Raw genomic sequence first — 21,123 nt, 5'->3', positions numbered from 1 at the left:
ACGGTCGGCCTGCCATGATGCCGAAAGAAAGCCAGTGACGCAGCCTTGCCCTGGTTGCCATTGGCTGGCTAGGCTAGCGGGCCCACTGTAGAGACTTGCCATGTCGGATGCCCGCCCCATTACGCTGGACGAAATCGACCGCCAGCTGATCGCCCTGCTGCAAATCAATGCCCGCGAAAGCGTTGCCACCCTCGCCCGCCTGCTGGGTATCGCGCGCACCACGGTCAACTCACGCTTGGAGCGGCTGGAAAAGAACAAGGTGATCTCAGGCTACGGTGTGCGCCTGGGCCAACACGTGATGGGCGGTGGCTTGCAGGCGTATGTCGGGATCAAGGTGCAGCCCCGTTCCGGCAAGGAGGTGGTGCGGCGTCTGGGTGCCATGGGGCAGGTGCAGCAACTGTGCGCGGTGAGTGGTGAGTTCGATTATGTGGCCTGGCTGCGGACCGATTCGCCGGAGCAACTGGACCAGTTGCTTGACCAGATTGGCAGTGTCGATGGGGTGGAGAAAACCACCACGTCGATCATTTTGAGCAGCAAGGTGGACCGGGGGCAGTTGCTGTGATGTGAGGGGCACGAGGTGCCTGGCTTGCGATTGGCGGCGCGCATGAGATCGAGCGCCGCCCGCGCGGCGCTTCGCAGCACAAGGCTGCTCCTACATCTGTTTCGGGCCAATTATTCCTGTGACATGGGCGCGCGGCACCTTTGCGCCCAACTCAATATCGAGTTGGACCAACAAGGCGGTCGCGCGCCTCTCTCATAGGCTTTACTGGCCGGAAACAGATGTAGGAGCAGCCTTGTGCTGCGAAGCGCCGCGCGGGCGGCGCTCGATCTCATAGGCGCTGCAAATCTCCAGACAAACCCTTAACCGTCACCATGGATCTCGTCAAAAACAACCAATTAATGCTCATTTCGACGACAAAACATACATTCAGACAACACTCTGCATCTTAATTACGAACCCCCCACGCCCTAAAATGACCCCCAGGCATCTCCTATACTCAGGCTCCGCTCTCTGCGCAGCCCCTCTGGCAAGGTCACTTCATGAACAACAAGAACCGCCACCCCGCCGACGGCAAAAAGCCCATCACCATCTTCGGCCCGGACTTCCCCTTCGCCTTCGATGACTGGCTGGAACACCCGGCCGGCCTGGGCAGCATCCCGGCCGAGCGCCAGGGCGAGGAAGTGGCGATTGTCGGGGCCGGGATCGCTGGCCTGGTAGCGGCTTACGAGTTGATGAAGCTGGGCCTCAAGCCTGTTGTCTATGAAGCGTCGAAACTGGGTGGCCGGCTGCGCTCGCAAGCCTTCAACGGCACCGACGGGATCATCGCCGAGTTGGGTGGCATGCGCTTTCCGGTCTCTTCGACGGCCTTCTACCACTATGTGGACAAGTTGGGCCTGGAGACCAAGCCATTCCCCAACCCGCTGACCCCCGCCTCGGGCAGCACGGTGATCGACCTGGAAGGCCAGACCTACTACGCCGAAAAGGCCGCGGACCTGCCCGACCTGTTCCACGAGGTGGCCGACGCCTGGGCCGACGCCCTGGAAAGCGGCGCGCAGTTTGCCGATATCCAGCAGGCGATCCGTGACCGTGATGTACCGCGCCTGAAAGCGCTGTGGAACACGCTGGTGCCCCTGTGGGACGACCGCACGTTCTACGACTTCGTCGCCACCTCACGCTCATTCGCCAAGCTGAGCTTCCAGCACCGGGAGGTGTTCGGCCAGGTCGGCTTCGGTACCGGAGGCTGGGACTCGGACTTCCCCAACTCGATGCTGGAAATCTTCCGCGTGGTGATGACCAATTGCGACGACCACCAACACTTGGTCGTGGGCGGCGTCGAGCAGGTGCCGCAAGGCATCTGGCGCCATGTGCCGGAACGCTGCGCCCATTGGCCGCAAGGCACCAGCCTCAGCTCGCTGCACGGCGGTGCGCCGCGTACTGGGGTCAAGCGCATTGCCCGCGCCGCCGATGGCCAGTTGGCGGTGACCGACAACTGGGGCGATACCCGCCATTACGCCGCCGTGCTTGCAACGTGCCAGACCTGGCTGCTGACCACGCAGATCGACTGCGAAGAGTCGCTGTTCTCGCAGAAGATGTGGATGGCCCTGGACCGTACCCGCTACATGCAATCGTCGAAAACCTTCGTGATGGTCGACCGCCCGTTCTGGAAGGACAAAGACCCGCAAACCGGCCGCGACCTGATGAGCATGACGCTCACTGACCGCCTCACCCGCGGGACCTACCTGTTCGACAACGGTGACGACAAGCCGGGGGTGATCTGCCTGTCCTACGCGTGGATGAGCGATGCCCTGAAGATGCTCCCGCACCCGGTGGAAAAACGCGTGCAGCTGGCCCTCGACGCACTGAAGAAAATCTACCCGAAGACCGATATCGCCGGGCACATCATCGGCGACCCGATCACCATATCGTGGGAGGCCGACCCGCACTTCCTCGGTGCCTTCAAGGGCGCGCTGCCGGGCCATTACCGCTACAACCAGCGCATGTACGCGCACTTCATGCAGCAGGACATGCCCGCCGAACAGCGCGGCATGTTCATCGCCGGCGACGACGTGTCGTGGACGCCGGCGTGGGTGGAAGGCGCGGTGCAGACGTCGCTCAATGCCGTGTGGGGTATCATGAATCACTTCGGTGGCCAGACCCACCCGGACAACCCAGGCCCAGGCGATGTGTTCGATGAAATCGGCCCGATCGCCCTGGCCGACTGAGACAAGGAGGCGCCATGCGCATCGCTCTGTTCCAAGACGCGCCCAACCCACTGGACGTGCCCGGCAATCTGCAACGGCTGCAGCACCAGGCGCAACGGGCGGCTGAACGCGGCGCCCAGCTGCTGGTGTGCCCGGAGATGTTCCTCACCGGCTACAACATCGGCCTGGCCCAGGTCGAGCGCCTGGCCGAGGCCAGTGATGGCCCCGCGGCCATGGACGTGGTGGAGATCGCCCAGGCGCATCACATCGCCATCGTCTATGGCTACCCGGAGCGCGGCGATGATGGCGCGTTCTACAACAGCGTGCAGTTGATCGATGCCCACGGTCGCAGCCTGTGCAACTACCGTAAGACGCACCTGTTCGGTGAGCTGGACCGCTCGATGTTCAGCGCAGGCCCGGACCATTTCCCGGTTGTGGAACTGGAAGGCTGGAAGGTCGGCATGCTGATCTGCTACGACATCGAGTTTCCGGAGAACGCCCGGCGCCTGGCGCTGGACGGCGCCGAACTGATCCTGGTACCGACGGCGAACATGGCGCCTTACGATTTCATCTGCCAGGTGACGGTGCGAGCGCGGGCACAGGAGAACCAGTGTTACCTGGTGTATGCCAACTATTGTGGGGCCGAGGGCGACATCCAGTATTGCGGGCAGAGCAGCATCATCGGCCCGGATGGCAGCCTGCTGGCCATGGCCGGGCGGGACGAGTGCCAGTTGCTGGCCGAGCTTGCGCGTGAGCAGGTGGTAGAAGGGCGCAAGGCGTTTCCTTACCTGACCGACTTGCGCCAGGAACTGCATGTGCGCGAGGGTTTGTAGGAGCGGCAAGGGTTACGACAGTGCGTTAGCATTAACGCCTACCTGGAGCCCTCATGCCTGACGCCACGCAGCACCTCACTCTCGCCAACGGCCTGCAGCTGACCCTGCGCCATGCCCCGCGCCTCAAGCGTGCGGCGGCCGCGTTGCGGGTGCAGGCAGGCAGCCACGATGCCCCGGCAAAATGGCCGGGTATGGCGCACTTTCTCGAACACCTGTTCTTCCTGGGCACAGCGCGCTTCCCGTTGGAAGACGGCCTGATGCGGTATGTGCAGGCCCTCGGTGGCCAGGTCAACGCCAGCACCCGTGAGCGCACCACCGACTTTTTCTTCGAGGTCCCCCCCGCGGCTTTGGCCGGCGGGCTGGAGCGCCTGTGCCAGATGCTGGCCGAACCCGACCTTGGCATCGAGCGCCAGCGCCGGGAGCGTGAGGTCATTCATGCCGAGTTCATCGCCTGGTCGCGTAACCCGCAGGCTCAGCAGCAATTCGCCCTGCTGCAGTCGGTTTCGCCCCAGCATCCGCTGAGCAGTTTTCAGGCGGGCAATCGTTACACCCTCGCCCTGCAAGATCCTGCATTTCAACGCGCCCTTGGCCTGTTTCACCAACGCTTCTACCAAGGTGGGCAGATCACACTGAGCCTGTGCGGCCCACAACCGCTGGAAGCACTGGAACGCCTGGGCCGGGAATTTGGCAGCCTGCTCCCGGCCGGTAGCCGTGCCACGCAGGCATCGCCGCCGCCACTGCGCAGGGCCGGGCAGCCACTGACGCTCGCCCACGAAAGCCTGCCAGAAGGTGCCGAGCGCGCACTGGGGTTGCTGATCGACCTGCTCGACGACAGCCGACCAGGCGGATGGCTGAGTGCGCTTCGCCAGCGCGGTTGGCTCCAAGGCTTCAAAGCCGAAACGCTGTATGCGTTCGCCGGGCAGTTGCTTTGGCACATCGACCTGCAGCTCGGGGCTGATGCCTGCAAGGATGAGGCGATCGCATTGCTGCATAGCTGGTTCGATTTTATCCGTCAGGCCGATCCGCAGCGGCTGAACGCCGCGTTCAGTCAATTGCAGCGCAGCCGTGAGTGGGCCGCCAGCCCGCTGGAGCTGGCACGACGGGACAGCTCAGGCCAACCCTTCGCCGCACTCGACGAACAAGGCCTGAGTGCGCTGAAGGCACTGCTTGCCAGCCTTCCCAGCAGCGAGCATGGCCAATGGCAGATACCCGCCGCAGACCCTCTGCTGACCGCCGCACCGCCCCCCGCGACCGCGCCGTTACCCAACGCACTGGCCATCAGCAACATGCTCCCGGCATCACGCCAATACGCCGCCCTTTATCTGCGCTGGCACCTGCCCTCAAGCCTGCGTCATGGCGTGTTCCCGATCCTTTGCCAGGCGCTGCGCCCTTTGCAGGAGCGCGCCGAACGCGCCGGGCTGCACCTACAGTTCAGCGAAGCTGGCGAATATTGGCAGCTACAGTGCGCCGGCCAACCGTCGGCAGTGATGAACGCCGTCACCGAAGCCCTCGCGCTGCTGAACGCGCCCTCACCTGCCGATTGGCAGACCCCGCCGCCCGCGCCCGCCCTGATCCCGATCAGAGCCCTGCTCAAGCGACTGCCTGATGCCATGCATACCCACAAGGCCGAACCGCTACCCGCGGGCTCGCTCGAACCGAGGCAGCTTGCGCAGGCGTGGGAACAGGCCCGCTGGCATGGCCTGGCGCTGGGCTTTGAAGACACGGGCCCTCTCGGCACCGTGCTGACCCACTGCCCCGGGCAAGGCGCCACGGCCACAGCGCCGCCCCAGTGGCAGGCCCGTCGATGGGTAGACGCTGCACTGGCCGGCAGCGAAAACGCAGTGTTGCTGTTCTGCCCAGTGCCCGCTGACCAGCAAGCCATCGGCCGCCTGCTCGCGCAGCTGTTGCAGGGGCCGGTGTATCAACGCCTACGGGTAGAGCTGCAACTGGGCTACGCGGTGTTCAGCGCCTTCCGTCAGATTGAAGGCTGCGCTGGCCTGCTGTTTGGCGTGCAATCGCCCCATGCCACCCCTGCTCAAATTCTCGCTCACCTGCAGCCGGTCCTAAGCAAAGGCGTGGTGCTCGACAGCGCAGCACAGCAGGCGCTGGCCGAGCAGTTCGCCGAGCCTGCGATGGCCAATGCCGAGGTGGCCGAATGGGCGTGGCAGACACACCTGGCGACACGACCCGACAGGCTGAATGACCTACAGTGGTCTATCCTCATGGCTCGGCAAGCGGACCTTGAAGCGCTGCTTGGCAGCCTTCTGGCCCCTCATGCCCCTTGGCTCTGCCTGGCCAACAGCGCAGCGCCAGACCCATCCTGGCAATAGCAAAAACGAGGATTGTTACGTTAACTGCAAGGGCGCTTTTCGAAGAATTAACCTTTCGGTACATATTTTTCTTGTAAGATAGCGCAATCTCAGTCAAGGGAACCTCCGGCGTACGGCGGTACCCAATAAGTAGCTGACCAACCCAACCCCGTTCGGAAGGAGTCATCCCATGTGGACCAAACCTGCATACACTGATCTGCGTATCGGCTTCGAAGTCACCATGTACTTCGCCAACCGCTAAGCCCTGCTTACGGTTCGACGCCTCGGCCCGCCGGGGCGTTTGTGTTTTTTGGAAACGGTTTTCCGGTAGAGAGTGGCCATGTACATCCAGATTCTCGGTTCTGCCGCCGGCGGCGGCTTCCCCCAGTGGAACTGCAACTGCGTCAACTGCAAGGGCTACCGCGACGGCAGCCTGCGGGCCACGGCGCGCACGCAATCGTCCATCGCGCTGTCCGACGATGGCGAGCACTGGGTCTTGTGCAATGCCTCGCCCGACATCCGCGCCCAACTGCAGGCCTTCGCGCCGATGCAGCCGGCCCGCGCCCTGCGCGATACCGGCATCAATGCCATCGTCCTGCTCGACAGCCAGATCGACCACACCACCGGCCTGCTCAGCCTGCGCGAAGGCTGCCCGCACCAGGTGTGGTGCACAGACATGGTCCACCAAGACCTGACCACCGGCTTTCCGCTGTTCAACATGCTCAGCCACTGGAACGGCGGCCTGCAATGGAACCGCATTGAGCTCGAAGGCAGCTTCGTTATCGACGCCTGCCCCAACCTCAGGTTCACGCCCTTCCCCCTGCGCAGCGCCGCGCCCCCCTATTCGCCGCACCGCTTCGACCCGCACCCGGGTGACAACCTGGGCTTGCTGGTCGAAGACACCCGCACCGGTGGCAAGCTGTTCTACGCCCCGGGCCTGGGCCAGGTCGACGACAAGCTGCTGGCGATGATGCACGGCGCCGACTGCCTGCTGGTCGACGGCACCCTGTGGGAAGACGATGAAATGCAGCGCCGTGGTGTCGGCACCCGCACCGGTCGCGAGATGGGCCACCTGGCGCAAAACGGCCCCGGCGGTATGCTCGAGGTGCTCGATGGTTTCCCGCGCCAGCGCAAGGTACTTATCCACATCAACAACACCAACCCAATTCTCGATGAAGACTCGCCAGAACGGGCCGAGGTCCAGCGTCGAGGCGTTGAAGTCGCCTTCGATGGCATGAGCATCGAGCTTTAAGGAGGCCTGATGAGCGACCCATTGCCGATGTCCCCTGCCGAATTCGAGCAGGCCCTGCGCGCCAAAGGTGCCTACTACCATATTCATCACCCGTATCACGTGGCGATGTACCAGGGCCGCGCCAGCCGCGAGCAGATCCAGGGCTGGGTAGCCAACCGCTTCTACTACCAGGTCAACATCCCGATGAAGGATGCCGCGATCCTGGCCAACTGCCCGGACCGCGAAGTACGCCGTGAGTGGATCCAGCGCCTGCTCGACCATGACGGCGCGCCTGGCGAAGACGGCGGTATTGAGGCCTGGCTGCGCCTTGGCCAGGCCGTGGGCCTGGACCCTGATCAACTGCGCTCCCAGGAGCTGGTACTGCCCGGCGTGCGCTTTGCCGTCGACGCCTACGTCAACTTCGCCCGCCGCGCCAGTTGGCAAGAGGCGGCCAGCAGCTCGCTGACCGAGCTGTTCGCCCCGCAGATCCACCAGTCGCGCCTGGACAGCTGGCCACAGCACTACCCCTGGATCGACCCCGCCGGCTACGAATACTTCCGCACGCGCCTGGGCCAGGCGCGGCGTGATGTCGAGCACGGCTTGGCAATCACCTTGCAGCACTACACCACCCGTGCGGGCCAGGAGCGTATGCTGGAGATCCTGCAGTTCAAGCTGGATATTCTTTGGAGCATGCTCGATGCCATGAGCATGGCCTACGAGCTGAACCGCCCGCCTTATCATTCGGTCACCCAGGAACGGGTCTGGCACAAGGGGATCGCCCTATGAGTTTCGATCGCAAGCAAGTGCCCAACTGGCGCCCCGGCTACCGCTTCCAGTACGAGCCGGCACAGAAAGGCCATGTGTTGCTGTACCCCGAGGGCATGATCAAGCTCAACGAAAGCGCTGCGCTGATCGGTGGCCTGATCGATGGCCAGCGCGACGTCGCGGCAATCATTGCCGAACTTGCACGGCAGTTCCCCGATGTGCCGGAAGTTGCCGACGACATCGAGCAGTTCATGGAGGTGGCCCGTGGCGAACACTGGATCGTCCTCGACTGAGTTGCCGGCCACGCCTGAGGTCGGCTTGCCGCTGTGGCTGCTGGCCGAGCTCACTTACCGTTGCCCGCTGCAATGCCCGTACTGCTCCAACCCGCTGGACTTCGCTGCCCAAGGCCAGGAATTAAGCACCGCGCAGTGGTTCAAGGTGATGGCCGAAGCGCGAGAAATGGGCGCCGCGCAGATTGGCTTCTCCGGCGGCGAACCGCTGGTGCGCCAGGACCTCGCCGAGCTGATCGGTGAGGCCCGTCGGCTGGGCTACTACACCAACCTGATCACCTCCGGCATCGGCCTGACCGAAGCCCGCATCGCCGACTTCAAAAAAGCCGGCCTGGACCATATCCAGATCAGCTTCCAGGCCAGCGACGAGCAGGTGAACAACCTGCTGGCCGGCTCGAAAAAGGCCTTCGCGCAGAAGCTGGAGATGGCCCGTGCCGTGAAGGCACACGGCTACCCGATGGTGCTCAACTTCGTTACCCATCGGCACAACATCGACAAGATCGACCGCATCATCGAGCTGTGCATCGCCCTCGAAGCCGACTTCGTCGAGCTCGCCACCTGCCAGTTCTATGGCTGGGCGCACCTCAATCGCCTGGGCCTGCTGCCGACCCGCGCGCAATTGGAGCGCGCCGAGCGCATCACCAACCAATACCGTGACAAGCTCAAGGCCGAGGGCAACCCCTGCAAGCTGATCTTCGTCACCCCGGACTATTACGAAGAGCGCCCCAAGGCCTGCATGAATGGCTGGGGCAGCCTGTTCCTGACCATCACCCCGGACGGCACCGCCCTGCCCTGCCACGGCGCCCGCCAACTGCCGGTGCAGTTCCCCAACGTGCGTGACCACGACCTGCGTCATATCTGGTACGACTCGTTCGGCTTCAACCGTTACCGCGGTTACCAATGGATGCCTGAGCCCTGCCGCTCCTGCGATGAGAAGGAAAAGGACTTCGGCGGTTGCCGTTGCCAGGCCTTCATGCTCACCGGCGATGCCAGTAACGCCGACCCGGTGTGCGCAAAATCGGCTGATCACGGCATCATCCTCAAGGCCCGCGAGGAGGCAGAAACCGCCCAACTCGCGATTGAAGAGATGACCTTCCGCAATGAACGAAACTCCCGTGTCATCGCTCGCGGCTGAATTCAGCGCAGCACATGCCGTTGCTGCAGGCACCGACTTCGCCGAGCTCAAGGTCAGCCCGGCCGGGCTGTTCTGGAACGAATTTCGCCCGGCCGACGGCGCCTGCCGAATCTGGCACTGGCACCAGTACCAAGCCCAGTGCCTGACACCGGATGGCTTCAGTGTGCGCAGCCGGGTGTACGAATACGGCGGCGGCAGTTTCTGCGTCGGCGGTGACGGGCTGGTCTTCGTCAACGAAACGGATCAACAGGTGTATACCCAAGGGCTGGACGGCGAAGTGCCGCGCCCGCTGACCCAGGCAGACGATTGCCGTTACGGCGATGTGCACTGGCATGACGGCCAGGTGCTGGCAGTCGAGGAACACCATGGGCCAACCGTGGAGCATCGCCTGGTTGCCCTGCGCGAAGGCGCCCGCGAGGTGCTGGCTGAAGGTGCCGACTTCTACGCGTCACCCACCTTGAGCGGCGACGGGCAGCGCTTGGCCTGGGTCGAATGGGACCGCCCGGCGCAACCCTGGACACAGACGCGCTTGCTGCTGCGCGAGCGTGACAGCAGCGGCGCCTGGGGGCCTGCGCGTTGCGTGGCGGGCCTGGACGAATCCCTGCAACAACCGCGTTTCGATGCGCAAGGCCGCTTGTATTGCCTGTCGGACCGCAATGGCTTCTGGCAGCCCTGGGGGGAGATCGCCGGGCACTGGCAGGCCCTGCCCGCCGAACCCGCCGACCATGCCGGCGCGCCCTGGCAACTGGGTACCAGCACCTGGCTCGCGCTGGGGCCGCAACGCTATGTAGCCAGTTGGTTCGAGGATGGCTTTGCGCAGTTAGGGCTGATAACCGCGAACCAGCAAGTGGAGCGTTTTGCCAGCGCCTACACCCGCTTTCGCAGCCTGGCGATGGATGCCGGGCAGCTCTATGCCATCGCCGCCTCGCCCGTCAGCCCACCCGCCGTCATTGCCATCGACCTGAGCAATCATGAGGTGCGGGTACTGGCCGGTGGTGCCGAGGTGCTGCCCGCCGAATGCATCAGCAAGCCGCAGGCCATGCGCTACGCCAGCGGCAACGGTATCGCCCATGGTTTCTTCTACCCGGCCATGAACGCCAAAGCGCCCGCGCCCTTGGTGGTGTTTATCCATGGCGGGCCGACCTCGGCGTGCTACCCAGCGCTCGACCCACGCATCCAGTATTGGACCCAGCGCGGCTTCGCCGTCGCCGACCTCAATTACCGCGGCAGCACGGGTTATGGCCGGGCCTATCGCCAGGCGCTGCACCTGCGCTGGGGCGAGAGCGATGTCGAGGATGCCTGCGCGGCGGTTGCGCACTTGGCGGGGCTGGGGCTGATCGACCCGAGCAAGGCCTTCATTCGCGGCGGCAGCGCGGGCGGCTACACCACGCTATGTGCCCTGGCGTTCCATGAAGTGTTCCGGGCCGGTGCCAGCCTGTATGGCGTCAGTGACCCTGTCGCACTGGGCCGCGCCACGCACAAGTTCGAAGGGGACTACCTGGACTGGTTGATCGGCGACCCGCTGCAGGACGCCGAACGTTATCGCGCACGCACGCCCCTGCTGCATGCAGCGCAGATCAAAGTGCCGGTGATTTTCTTCCAGGGTGAGCTGGATGCGGTGGTGGTGCCAGAGCAGACGCGCCTGATGCTGGACGCCCTGAAGGCAAATGGCATTGCAGCCGAGGGGCACTTCTATGCGGGAGAGCGGCACGGGTTCCGTAATGCACAGAACCTGGCGCATGCGTTGGAAGAGGAATGGGCGTTTTATTGCCGGGTGTTGGGCCAGTAAAGCCAAGGGGGCCGCACTGCGGCCCCGCGTTTCTTAGCGCTTGGCGATGATATACACCGCGTGCACGATCCCCGGAATGTACCCACACAGCGTCAGCAGAATATTCAGCCAGAACGCCCCGGCAAAGCCCACCTGCAGAAATACCCCAAGCGGCGGCAGCAAGATGGCGATGATGATGCGAATGAAGTCCATGCACGTCTCTCCTGAAGGGTTACAACAGAGACTAGCCGCGCGTCGTAGAGGTTCCACGTTGGGCGCCAGGTAAAAAGGTAAAGATAGGGTGAAGGCTGCCAAGTGCTTGTCTTGGTTTTTGAGGTGGTGCGCAAATCGAGCGCCGCCCGCGCGGCGCTTCGCAGCACAAGGCTGCTCCTACATCTGTTTCGGGCCAGTTACGCCTGTACCTACGCGCGCGACCGCCTTGTTTGTTCCGCACGATATCGAGGTGGACGCCAAAGGGCCGCGCGCCTCTGCCTCAGGACTCATTGGCCGGAAACAGATGTAGGAGCAGCCTTGTGCTGCGAAGCGCCGCGCGGGCGGCGCTCGATCTTCCAGGCGCAGAAGATCCAGCGACAAGCACCCCAAAAAAAACGCCCCGGGCCAAATGAAACAGGCCAGGGGCGATGCGCAGGAACGCCAGACGGTTCGTTGAATTCGGTTACGCCGGCATTTCGCGGCGGGCTTGCTGCTGTGCATGCAGGCGGGCAAAGGCGCGGGCCAGGCGCAGGAGCATTTCGTCGATGTTGCCCTTGCTCACGGTCAACGCCGGCGAGAAACGCACCACATCCGCCTGCGGTGCATTGAGCAGCAGGCCTTCATGCAGGGCGGCCGTTACCAGGTTCTGGGCGACACCTTCGTGCAGTTGCAGGGCCCACAGCAGCCCCTGGCCACGCACCTCGCCCTGGCCATAACGGCCAGCCAGGCGGCTCAGGCCTTCGCGCAGGTGGCGGCCGCTGTCCTGCACATGCTCGAAAAAGCCAGGCTCCAGCACGCTGTCCAGCACTGCCAGGCCTGCCGCGCTCATCAGCGCGTTGCCATGGTGGCTGCCTTCCAGCTCACCCGGCTCGGCGCAGCAAGCGGTGCCGCGTGCCAGCAAGGCGGCCAGCGGTACCCCACCGCCCAAGCCCTTGCCCAGGGTGATGATGTCGGCACGTACCCCGTAAGTCTGCTCGGCGAGCAGCGCACCACACCGGCCGATACCGGTCTGGACTTCATCCAGAATCAGCAGGATGCCCAGCTCGCGGCACAGCGTTTCGACGCCTTTGAGGTACGCCTGTGTGGCGGGAATGACCCCCGCCTCGCCCTGGATCGGCTCAAGCATGATCGCCACGGTGCGCGAGTTCACTTCCGCATGCAGTGCCGCCAGGTCATTGAAAGGCACCTTGCTGAAGCCCGGCAGCCCAGGCTCGCAGCGATTGCACGGCAGCGGGTCGGAGGCTGACAGCGCGCCCAGGCTGCGGCCGTGGCAAGCCTGGCTGGCGGTGATGATGTGATAGGCGCCATTGCGGTGCAGCTGGCCCCATTTGCGCGCCAGCTTGATCGCCCCTTCGCACGCTTCGGCGCCGCTGTTCAGCAGGTAGGCCTGGTCGCTGCCGGTGCTCTGGCACAGGCGGTTGACCAGCGCCAGCCGGCCGCGGCTGTGAAACCCCGAACCCGGGTTGATCAGCGCCTGGGCCTGATTGCCCAGCGCCTTGACCAGTACGCTGGGGCTGTGGCCGAGGCTGTTCACCGCGCCGCCCTGGGTGAAGTCCAAGAAGGCATGCCCTTCGCTGTCCCACAACCACGAGCCCTGGCCGCGCACGAAAACCTGCGGGGCACGTTCGGTACTCGGCATCAGGCGCTCACGGGACAACTGCGGCGCATCCGCCACGGTCACCGGCGCACGCTCGGGCTCAGCGACGGCGGCGGCAGCCGAGCGACGCAGGTTGAACAGGTTCATCAGGGCTCCAACCAATCACGGTAAAGGGCGGCCAATGTGCGGTCTTGATGCCGGCACTTGATATTCAGCCTTGCCTATCAAAAGTGTTTTTCATCCGGGGTAACAATCCGGCTCGATGACCGCTGTAACCCATTGGAATACGGCGATAGACTAGGCGCCACGACGGGTTTCGACCATTTCGTTTTTCCAGCATTTTCGATAAGTGTTACTTATGGATTTCCGCCAACTGCGTTATTTCGTCGCGGTGTACGAAGAAGGCCATGTCGGCCGCGCCGCCGAGCGCCTGTCTTTGTCCCAACCCGCGCTTTCCCAGCAGATCCGCCAACTGGAGCACAGCCTCGACCTGAGCCTGTTCGAGCGCAGCAACAAGCGCCTGCTGCCGACCTTGGCCGCCCACACCCTGTACAACCATGCCCTGCCGCTGCTCGATGGCCTGCAACGGGCCCAGGAGGCCATGCGCAACTTCAAGGGCCAGTCTTTGCGTACCCTGGCCATCGGCGTACTGCAGACCGTGCGACCCAGCCTGGTGCCGCAGTTGCTCGAACGCTTGCGCAAGGCCCAGCCGCACCTTGTGGTGCAAATCTACGAGCTGTCGGGGCTGGAAATCGAACGGCGCCTGCTCAATGGCAGCCTGGACATCGGCATCAGTTACCTGCCACCGCGCCAACCCGGGCTGCATGGCCTGTTGCTGTACGAAGATGAACTGCAGTTGGTCATCCCCGACACCCATCCCTTGAAGGACTTCAAGAAGGTGTCGATCCGCCAGGCCGCTGAACTGCCCATGCTGATGCTGGGCGAAGAGTTTCAGATTCGACAGATCTGGCAGGCGCAACTGGCCAGCCAGGGCCGTCGGCCGCAGGTGCAGGCAGAGATGAACAACATGGCGGGGATTCTCGACAGCCTGGCCCATACGGCGCTGGCTACCATCTTGCCGGGGCGGGCCAAGGACGCGGCCGAGGATGACCAGGGGCTGCTGTGGAAGCCATTGAGCGAGCCGCGGGTGCCGCTCAAGGTCGGGCTGGTGTTCCGCGATGCGCAGCGCCAGCAAGCCTCGGTGGAGCTGCTGCGTACGTTACTGGAAGAAGAGACAGACGCGCGCCAGCTGGGAGGCTCGCCTTTGGATGTGCTGGGCTGACAAAAAAACGCGCACAAAGAAAACCCCGCCGAAGCGGGGTTTTCCAGACTGTTTCCCTGTGACATCCGTATCGCCCCGCCATCCTGGCAGGTGGTCCTTCGTCGTCTTCCTTGATCTGTCCTTTGCGCTTCCTGCGCAACGTCCATGTGGTAAAGATTACCTGTGGATCCAATCTGAGAACAGTGGTGAAAAGTCACCACGTCGTGTAGGAAAAAGCTTACAAAGGGGATTCATTCCCAGACATGCCAATACTGGGGGCCGCTTTGCGGCCCCACAATCTATCAAAACTGCTCAGCGTCCAGCAGGTACAGCGACTCACTCCCCGCCTTCACCGACGCCACCAGCGAATCGACCCGTGGCAGCAACCGTGCAAAGTAAAACCGCGCCGTACCCAGCTTGCCCGAGTAGAACGCCTCATCCCCCTCACCCGCCTGCGCCGCACGCGCCATCAGCGCCCACATGTAGCCATACGCCACATAACCAAAGGCATGCAGGTACTCGACCGAGGCCGCGCCAATTTCATTGGGGTTGCCCTTGGCCTGCTCCAGCACCCACTCGGTCAGCCCGTCCAGCTGGTCGAGGTACGCGCCCAGCGGCTTGGCGAACTCGTCCAGCGCGCTGTCGGCACCGGCGATGAAGCGGCGGATCTCGTCCGAGAAGAGCTTGTAGTACGCGCCACCACTGGCAACCACCTTGCGCCCCATCAGGTCGAGGGCCTGGATGCCGTTGGTGCCTTCGTAGATCTGCGTAATCCGCACATCACGCACCAGTTGCTCCTGGCCCCACTCACGAATGTAACCATGCCCGCCAAACACCTGCTGGCCGTGCACCGTGCACTCCAGGCCCAGGTCGGTCAGGAAGGCCTTGGCCACCGGCGTCAACAAGGCCACCAGCTCTTCACTGCGCTTGCGCGTGGTGGCGTCTTCGCTGTACTTGGCACTGTCGAGTTGCAGCGCCACGTAGCTCGAGAAGGCGCGCCCGCCTTCGATCAAGGCTTTCATGGTTAGCAGCATGCGCCGCACATCAGGGTGCACGATGATCGGGTCGGCAACCTTGTCCTTGGCGTGTGGGCCGGTCGGGGCACGGCTCTGCAGGCGGTCACGGGCGTACTCAACGGCGTTCTGGTAGGAACGCTCAGCCGATGCCAGGCCCTGAATGCCGACGCCCAGGCGCTCGTAGTTCATCATGGTGAACATGGCCGCCAAGCCCTTGTTGGGCTCACCGACCAGGTAACCGACCGCTTCGTCGAAGTTCATCACACAAGTGGCGGAGGCTTGAATGCCCATTTTGTGTTCGATCGAGCCGCAAGTGGCCGGGTTGCGCGCGCCCAGGCTGCCGTCTTCGTTAACCAGGAACTTGGGCACCAGGAACAACGAAATGCCTTTCGGCCCGGCGGGCGCGTCCGGCAGCTTGGCCAACACCAAGTGGATGATGTTCTCGGTCAGGTCGTGCTCACCACCGGTGATGAAGATCTTGGTGCCACTGACCTTGTAGCTGCCGTCGGCCTGGGGTTCGGCCTTGGTGCGGATGATGCCCAGGTCGGTGCCGGCATGGGGCTCGGTCAGGCACATGGAGCCAGCCCAGACGCCGGCGTACATGTTGGGCAGGTACTGTTGCTTGAGCGCTTCACTGGCGTGGGCATTGATCGACAGGCAGGCACCGGCAGTCAGCATCGGGTACAGGCCGAAGGCCAGGCTCGACGCGTTGACCATTTCCTCGACCTGGGCCGAGATAACCTTGGGCATGCCCATGCCGCCGAACAAGGGATCGCCACCAACGCCCACCCAGCCACCCTCGGCGTAGGTGTTGTAGGCCTCAATGAAGCCGGCCGGCGTGCTGACCGCGCCGTTGTCCCAGTGGCAGCCCTCTTCGTCGGCGGCGCGGCTGAGTGGGGCGATGGTCCTGGCCGTCACCTTGCCGGCCTCTTCCAGCACAGCGAGGGCGGTCTCGGCATCCACCACTTCGGCCAGCGCGGGCAACTGCGCCCATTGCTCGGTCACGTTGAAGACTTCATTCAAAACGAAGCGCATGTCGCGCAGGGGCGCTTTATAGTCGGCCATGACAACCTCTCACTAGTAGGGTCGGGGCGGTCTCGGGGAACCGCGACACTGGGTTGCAGGCAGTGTAACCGAACAACTTTTACGAGACATAGGGTCATCAGCTGACCGTATAGTCTTGCTTGGTCACGCCATGCGGACCGCCCCACGCTGCGATTGTTGCCCATGCACCATGACACAATTGCGCCCGGCCTCTTTGGCGCTGTACAGCGCCTGGTCGGCCGACTTGAGCACCGCCTCCGGGTTGCGATGATCGGCCTGGCGCTCGGCCACACCGATGCTGATGGTCACCGACACCGTACCCGCGCCGCTGCCAGCACGGCGCTGTCGCCCAGCCGAGTCGTCCTGCGGTCGGCTGTTCTGGTCGCGCAGCTGCATCGCATAGTTAGCAATCACCCCGCGCACAGCTTCCACATGCGGCACGCATTCTTCAGCCGTCTTGCCCGCAAAGACCAGGGCAAATTCCTCGCCACCATAACGGTAGGCGCGGCCGCCACCGGTGACCTTGGACAACCGGCTGGCAACCAGGCGCAACACTTGGTCGCCGACATCGTGGCCGTGGGTATCGTTGAATTTCTTGAAGTGGTCGACGTCGGTCATGGCGATCACATAGTTGCGCCCCAGCCGCTGCATGCGCTCGTTCAAAGCACGGCGCCCCGGCAAGCCCGTCAGCTCGTCGCGGAAGGCCATCTGATAGGCCTCGTGCGCCACGGCCGCGGCAATCATCAACATCACCTGGCTGCACATGATGTTCAGGGTAAACGGCAGGATGAACGTCTGCGGCAGCATCCAGAACAGGCCGATCAGGCCAATGACCTGCGCCGCATGCAACGGCCTGGGCGCACGCAGGTACTGCACCACCAGCAGGATGAACACGCCGAGGAACAGCGGGTAGACCATCTGGATCAGGCTCATCCACTGGCCATGCAAGGCCGGCCAGCGGATCTCTGCCAGCCAGGCCAGCAGCGCGTCGGGGTAGCTTTGCTCCAGTGCCACCGCAACGCTCGCAACAGCGAACAACACGGCGAAGCGGGCGACCAGGTCCTGCAGCAGGTGGGTGCGCTCCTGCCAGGCGCCATACAGCCCGAACAGGGCCGGCAGCAGCAGGCACACCAAGTGGAAGATGACCGCGGCGTCCGCACGCACGTGGCCGTTGTCGCGGTAGAAGTCGGTCTGGGTGTCGAGCAGGAAGTAGGCGATATACACCGTGACCATCAGAAACAGCTCACGCTGGCGCCGGTAGACGGCGCAGTAGGCACCGCCCAATAGCAGGACCAAGGTGGGCAAGACATTGAACAGCGATGTGAAAAAGACACTGAGGTCTCTTACGTAAGCCGCCGCAAGGCCTGCCAGCAAGAGAAACAGCGAAGGCAGGAAGTGGGTTACGCGTACAGCATCAAGACGAAACAAGGGTAATCTCCAACCCGGCAGATCAATAGTGGCATTGTGCCCTTATTTCATCGGCAGCGCGCGTGAACAGTTGAATACAGTCTGATGCCGCCCCTGTGTAGGAGCAGCCTTGTGCTGCGAAGAGGCCGGTATGACAAACGATTTTCTGTGGCCGTTATGGCCTCTTCGCAGCACAAGGCTGCTCCTACACAGGCATCTGGCTGCAGAATAAAAAAACCCGCCTGCCGGTGAGGGCAGGCGGGTTTTTGTGCACGCGGTGGATCAGTAAGAGAGGCCGAAGTGCTCTTCGTCCATCGCCATCAGGTTTCCAGCACCCGACAGCATGGTCGCCACATGGGTACGGGTGCGCGGCAGGATGCGCTGGAAGTAGAAGCGCGCGGTCTGCAGCTTGGCGGTGTAGAACGCCACTTCTTCAGTACCGGCAGCCAGCTTCTCAGCAGCCAGGCGAGCAATGTCGGCCCAGAAGTAAGCCAGGCAGGCGTAACCGGAATACATCAGGTAATCGACCGAAGCGGCACCCACTTCTTCGCGATCCTTCATGGCGGCCATACCCACTTTCATGGTCAGCTCGCCCCATTCCTTGTTGATGGCCGCCAACGGCTCAACGAACTCTTTGACCGCCTCGTTGCCTTCCTGCGCCTGGCAGAACTTGTGCACGATCTTGGTAAAGCCCTTCAGCGCTTCGCCTTGGGTCATCAGCACTTTACGGCCAAGCAGGTCCAGCGCCTGGATACCGGTGGTGCCTTCGTACAGCATGGAGATACGGCTGTCGCGCACGTTCTGCTCCATGCCCCACTCGGCGATGAAGCCATGGCCACCGTAGATCTGCACGCCGTGGTTGGCAGCCTCGAAACCGACTTCGGTCATGAAGGCCTTGGCGATCGGGGTCATGAAGGCCAGCAGGGCGTCGGCTTTTTTGCGCTCTTCCTCGTCCTGGCTGTACTTGACGATATCCACCTGCTTGGCGGTGAAGTAGACCATGGCGCGGTTGCCTTCGGCGAAGGCCTTCATGGTCAGCAGCATGCGGCGCACGTCCGGGTGGACGATGATCGGGTCAGCCGCCTTTTCAGGGGCTTTAGGGCCGGTCAGCGAACGCATCTGCAGGCGCTCACGGGCGTATTTCAGGCCACCCTGGAACGCCACTTCGGCGTGGGCCAGGCCTTGCAGCGCGGTGCCCAGGCGAGCAGTGTTCATGAAGGTGAACATGCAGTTCAGGCCTTTGTTGGCCGGGCCGATCAGGTAGCCGGTAGCGCCGTCGAAGTTCATCACGCAGGTGGCGTTACCGTGGATGCCCATCTTGTGCTCGATCGAGCCACAGGTCACCGCGTTGCGCTCACCGATAGCGCCTTCGGCGTTGGGCAGGAACTTGGGCACGATGAACAGCGAGATGCCTTTGGTGCCGGCCGGTGCATCGGGCAGGCGGGCCAGGACGATATGGACGATGTTATCGGCCATGTCGTGCTCACCGGCGGAGATGAAGATCTTGGTGCCGGACACTTTGTACGACCCGTCGGCCTGTGGCTCGGCCTTGGTGCGCAGCATGCCCAGGTCGGTACCGCAATGCGGCTCGGTCAGGCACATGGTGCCGGTCCACTCGCCGCTGACCAGCTTGGTCAGGTAGGTGTGCTGTTGCTCTTCGGTGCCGTGCTCGGAAATGGTGTTCATCGCGCCATGGGACAGGCCTGGGTACATGCCCCACGACCAGTTCGACTCACCGACCATCTCGCTCAGGGCCAGGCCCAGCGACTCTGGCAGGCCTTGGCCGCCGTGGGCCACGTCATGGGCCAGGCTCGGCCAGCCACCTTCGACGAATTGCTCGTAGGCCGCTTTGAAACCGGTCGGCGTCTTCACGCCCGACTCGCTCCAGGTGCAGCCTTCCTGATCGCCAACGCGGTTCAGCGGGGCCAGTACCTGCTCACAGAACTTCGCGCCTTCTTCGAGGATCGCGTCGACCATGTCGGGCGTGGCGTCCTGGCAACCCGGCAGGCTCTGATAATGCGCTTCGTAGCCGAGCAGTTCATCGCGAACGAAACGGATATCACGCAAGGGGGCTTTGTAGTCAGGCATTGCGATGAACCTCTGTGATGAGTTCGGGGGTGATCGGAACTGCCGGCAAGGCTTGGCGGCCGTCGATCAAACAGTTGTTTGAAACTTACGTTTAGCGCGAGCGGATGTCAAGAAGGGACGATAGTGCCATTTGCGCCACGAAAAATGGCGTTTACGCCACCCCACGCCTTAAATCAACACAACCCCTTGTAGGAGCAGCCTTGTGCTGCGAAGAGGCCAGCAATAAAAATGAACATTCCCAGGGTGTTTAGCGGCCTCTTCGCAGCACAAGGCTGCTCCTACAGAGGGCGCGCAGGGGCGCAATGAGGCGCAAGGGAAGCCCGCACCCACAAGGAAGAGTCGCTAAGTTGAGTGCCGCGAGGGATCAGGCGTAGGTGTCGATGATCCGGCCGAGCATTTCGTCGGATGCCTTGACGACTTTCGCGCCAAGCTCCACTTCATGTTTGCCCAGTGCCAATTGCACGGTACTGGTGGCCAAGTCCATCTGCTGGCTGCGATCAACAGCGCGCAGACGCTCAGCCTGGAAGTCGCTCGACTGGCTGGTGGCGGTGCGTTCGGCGGTATTGTTGGCGATCTGGCTGGCGGCTTGATCGACGCGGTTCTGGCCGCTTTGGATTGCGCTGAGGCCCGCGTAATAGGCGGAGCTGCCGGTGATTTCCATGTCAGGACTCCATTGACGCTGGATGACGAACAGGCCTCATTAAAGCAGCAGATGGCAGAAAAGGCCCGTTTAAATCGTCAATGGCCCAGTGCCAGTCGATAGGCAGCGGCCGTTAATCCAGCAAATCCAGCTGCAAATGCTCAGCCACCATATCGGCACTCGCCAGCTTCAACTTCGGTACCCGCCCCAGGCAAGGCGCCGGCAAGCGCTCGGCGAGGCTGGCCAGGTTTTCTTCCAGGCGCGATGTGCGCGGTTCGATGATATTCGCCACCCAGCCCGCCAGTTGCAGCCCATCGCGGGCAATCGCTTCGGCGCTGAGCAAGGCATGGCTGATACAGCCCAGGCGCACCCCAACCACCAGGATCACTGGCAGTTGCAGGGCAATGGCCAGGTCAGACAGGTTGGCCTGGCCCGACAGCGGCACACGCCAGCCACCGGCGCCTTCGATCAAGGTGAAGTCGGCGTTTTGCTGCAGCACGTTGCGCATCGCCGCCAGCAGCTCGGGTACACCCAGCGTGACGCCCGCCTCGCGCGCGGCGACATGGGGTGCGATCGCAGGCTCGAAGGCGAATGGGTTGACCTGTTCGTACGGCAATTTGATCGTGCTTTCATCGATCAGCGCCTGTGCGTCGCTGTTGCGCAGCCCCTTTGCGGTTACCGTGCAACCCGACGCCACCGGCTTGGCGCCCAATGTGCTCATGCCCTGCAACCGCGCTGCATGCAGCAGGCCGGCAGCAATCGTGGTCTTGCCGACATCGGTATCGGTACCGGCAATGAAATAGGCCTGGCTCATCTGACTCCC

General features: G+C 63.2%; 18 protein-coding genes. 11 read left to right on the top strand and 7 right to left on the bottom strand.

What is annotated here, in order from left to right; all coding sequences use genetic code 11:
* Positions 1-100: 100 nt before the first annotated feature.
* The 10 genes from OO306_RS08445 (at position 101) to OO306_RS08400 (ending at position 11,055) form a co-directional block, all read left to right on the top strand.
* Positions 101-562, top strand: coding sequence for an Lrp/AsnC family transcriptional regulator (locus tag OO306_RS08445; protein WP_265968350.1), 462 nt, complete (start codon positions 101-103; stop codon positions 560-562).
* A 479-nt stretch (positions 563-1,041) separates the two neighbouring features.
* Positions 1,042-2,724 carry an NAD(P)/FAD-dependent oxidoreductase gene (locus tag OO306_RS08440; protein WP_027594366.1) on the top strand — a complete coding sequence of 561 codons (1,683 nt, stop codon included), beginning with the start codon at positions 1,042-1,044 and terminating at the stop codon, positions 2,722-2,724.
* 14 nt (positions 2,725-2,738) lie between these two features.
* A complete protein-coding gene (locus tag OO306_RS08435) occupies positions 2,739-3,536 on the top strand; it encodes a carbon-nitrogen hydrolase family protein (RefSeq protein WP_265968349.1) in 798 nt (265 codons plus the stop codon).
* A 53-nt stretch (positions 3,537-3,589) separates the two neighbouring features.
* Positions 3,590-5,866 (top strand): pyrroloquinoline quinone biosynthesis protein PqqF, encoded by a 2,277-nt coding sequence (gene pqqF, locus OO306_RS08430; RefSeq protein WP_265968347.1) that lies wholly within the window; start codon positions 3,590-3,592, stop codon positions 5,864-5,866.
* A 169-nt stretch (positions 5,867-6,035) separates the two neighbouring features.
* Positions 6,036-6,107, top strand: a complete 72-nt coding sequence (gene pqqA / locus OO306_RS08425) for a pyrroloquinoline quinone precursor peptide PqqA (RefSeq protein WP_003243383.1) — start codon at positions 6,036-6,038, stop codon at positions 6,105-6,107.
* Between the two features lie 78 nt (positions 6,108-6,185).
* The gene (gene pqqB / locus OO306_RS08420) at positions 6,186-7,097 is read left to right on the top strand and encodes a pyrroloquinoline quinone biosynthesis protein PqqB (RefSeq protein WP_099428159.1); all 912 of its coding nucleotides are present in this window, start codon (positions 6,186-6,188) and stop codon (positions 7,095-7,097) included.
* Between the two features lie 9 nt (positions 7,098-7,106).
* Positions 7,107-7,862 carry a pyrroloquinoline-quinone synthase PqqC gene (gene pqqC / locus OO306_RS08415; RefSeq protein WP_027594362.1) on the top strand — a complete coding sequence of 252 codons (756 nt, stop codon included), beginning with the start codon at positions 7,107-7,109 and terminating at the stop codon, positions 7,860-7,862.
* Positions 7,859-8,134: a pyrroloquinoline quinone biosynthesis peptide chaperone PqqD gene (gene pqqD, locus OO306_RS08410; protein WP_265968345.1), complete on the top strand. Its 276-nt coding sequence runs from the start codon at positions 7,859-7,861 to the stop codon at positions 8,132-8,134. The genes pqqC and pqqD overlap by 4 nt, the downstream gene beginning before the upstream one ends.
* Positions 8,106-9,266: a pyrroloquinoline quinone biosynthesis protein PqqE gene (gene pqqE / locus OO306_RS08405; protein WP_265968343.1), complete on the top strand. Its 1,161-nt coding sequence runs from the start codon at positions 8,106-8,108 to the stop codon at positions 9,264-9,266. Before pqqD ends, pqqE begins: the two co-directional genes overlap by 29 nt.
* Positions 9,232-11,055, top strand: a complete 1,824-nt coding sequence (locus OO306_RS08400) for a S9 family peptidase (protein WP_265968342.1) — start codon at positions 9,232-9,234, stop codon at positions 11,053-11,055. Before pqqE ends, OO306_RS08400 begins: the two co-directional genes overlap by 35 nt.
* Positions 11,056-11,088: 33 nt before the next feature.
* On the opposite strand, the gene OO306_RS08395 is transcribed toward OO306_RS08400, so the two are convergent.
* Together OO306_RS08395 and OO306_RS08390 are read right to left on the bottom strand one after the other, a co-directional pair.
* Positions 11,089-11,247, bottom strand: coding sequence for a YqaE/Pmp3 family membrane protein (locus tag OO306_RS08395; RefSeq protein WP_007904205.1), 159 nt, complete (start codon positions 11,245-11,247; stop codon positions 11,089-11,091).
* 463 nt (positions 11,248-11,710) lie between these two features.
* Positions 11,711-12,991: an aspartate aminotransferase family protein gene (locus tag OO306_RS08390; protein WP_265968339.1), complete on the bottom strand. Its 1,281-nt coding sequence runs from the start codon at positions 12,989-12,991 to the stop codon at positions 11,711-11,713.
* 211 nt (positions 12,992-13,202) lie between these two features.
* Here OO306_RS08390 and OO306_RS08385 point away from each other — a divergent pair, with 211 nt between their 5' ends.
* Positions 13,203-14,126: a LysR family transcriptional regulator gene (locus OO306_RS08385; RefSeq protein WP_085274061.1), complete on the top strand. Its 924-nt coding sequence runs from the start codon at positions 13,203-13,205 to the stop codon at positions 14,124-14,126.
* Between the two features lie 281 nt (positions 14,127-14,407).
* Here the strand turns inward: OO306_RS08385 and OO306_RS08380 are convergent, their stop codons facing one another.
* From OO306_RS08380 to bioD, 5 genes are all read right to left on the bottom strand, one after another.
* Positions 14,408-16,186, bottom strand: a complete 1,779-nt coding sequence (locus tag OO306_RS08380) for an acyl-CoA dehydrogenase C-terminal domain-containing protein (RefSeq protein WP_085274060.1) — start codon at positions 16,184-16,186, stop codon at positions 14,408-14,410.
* A gap of 123 nt (positions 16,187-16,309) precedes the next feature.
* Positions 16,310-17,593, bottom strand: a complete 1,284-nt coding sequence (locus OO306_RS08375; RefSeq protein ID WP_265968338.1) for a diguanylate cyclase — start codon at positions 17,591-17,593, stop codon at positions 16,310-16,312.
* Between the two features lie 261 nt (positions 17,594-17,854).
* Complete coding sequence (locus OO306_RS08370; protein WP_027594354.1) at positions 17,855-19,660, bottom strand: phenylacyl-CoA dehydrogenase; 1,806 nt, start codon at positions 19,658-19,660, stop codon at positions 17,855-17,857.
* A gap of 364 nt (positions 19,661-20,024) precedes the next feature.
* Positions 20,025-20,321 (bottom strand): pyrroloquinoline quinone biosynthesis protein PqqE, encoded by a 297-nt coding sequence (locus tag OO306_RS08365; protein WP_099428155.1) that lies wholly within the window; start codon positions 20,319-20,321, stop codon positions 20,025-20,027.
* Between the two features lie 112 nt (positions 20,322-20,433).
* On the bottom strand, positions 20,434-21,114 hold the full coding sequence (gene bioD, locus OO306_RS08360; protein WP_027594352.1) for a dethiobiotin synthase: 681 nt from the start codon (positions 21,112-21,114) through the stop codon (positions 20,434-20,436).
* Between the last annotated feature and the right edge of the window lie 9 nt (positions 21,115-21,123).

Origin of the sequence: Pseudomonas sp. DCB_AW (assembly GCF_026240895.1) — a bacterium.
GTDB lineage: Bacteria > Pseudomonadota > Gammaproteobacteria > Pseudomonadales > Pseudomonadaceae > Aquipseudomonas > Aquipseudomonas kermanshahensis.
The sequence above is the reverse complement of the archived record's forward strand: the minus strand, read 5'-3'. Positions and strand labels throughout refer to the sequence as shown.

Bases quoted from the DNA above. Each gene is read 5' to 3' on its own strand.
- OO306_RS08435 (WP_265968349.1), top strand. From the start codon at position 2,739: ATGCGCATCGCTCTGTTCCAAGACGCGCCCAACCCACTGGACGTGCCC.
- OO306_RS08385 (WP_085274061.1), top strand. From the start codon at position 13,203: ATGGATTTCCGCCAACTGCGTTATTTCGTCGCGGTGTACGAAGAAGGC.
- OO306_RS08380 (WP_085274060.1), bottom strand. From the start codon at position 16,186: ATGGCCGACTATAAAGCGCCCCTGCGCGACATGCGCTTCGTTTTGAAT.
- OO306_RS08395 (WP_007904205.1), bottom strand. From the start codon at position 11,247: ATGGACTTCATTCGCATCATCATCGCCATCTTGCTGCCGCCGCTTGGG.
- OO306_RS08365 (WP_099428155.1), bottom strand. From the start codon at position 20,321: ATGGAAATCACCGGCAGCTCCGCCTATTACGCGGGCCTCAGCGCAATC.
- pqqF (WP_265968347.1), top strand. From the start codon at position 3,590: ATGCCTGACGCCACGCAGCACCTCACTCTCGCCAACGGCCTGCAGCTG.
- pqqC (WP_027594362.1), top strand. From the start codon at position 7,107: ATGAGCGACCCATTGCCGATGTCCCCTGCCGAATTCGAGCAGGCCCTG.
- OO306_RS08440 (WP_027594366.1), top strand. From the start codon at position 1,042: ATGAACAACAAGAACCGCCACCCCGCCGACGGCAAAAAGCCCATCACC.
- bioD (WP_027594352.1), bottom strand. From the start codon at position 21,114: ATGAGCCAGGCCTATTTCATTGCCGGTACCGATACCGATGTCGGCAAG.
- OO306_RS08445 (WP_265968350.1), top strand. From the start codon at position 101: ATGTCGGATGCCCGCCCCATTACGCTGGACGAAATCGACCGCCAGCTG.
- OO306_RS08400 (WP_265968342.1), top strand. From the start codon at position 9,232: ATGAACGAAACTCCCGTGTCATCGCTCGCGGCTGAATTCAGCGCAGCA.
- pqqB (WP_099428159.1), top strand. From the start codon at position 6,186: ATGTACATCCAGATTCTCGGTTCTGCCGCCGGCGGCGGCTTCCCCCAG.
- OO306_RS08390 (WP_265968339.1), bottom strand. From the start codon at position 12,991: ATGAACCTGTTCAACCTGCGTCGCTCGGCTGCCGCCGCCGTCGCTGAG.
- pqqD (WP_265968345.1), top strand. From the start codon at position 7,859: ATGAGTTTCGATCGCAAGCAAGTGCCCAACTGGCGCCCCGGCTACCGC.
- OO306_RS08370 (WP_027594354.1), bottom strand. From the start codon at position 19,660: ATGCCTGACTACAAAGCCCCCTTGCGTGATATCCGTTTCGTTCGCGAT.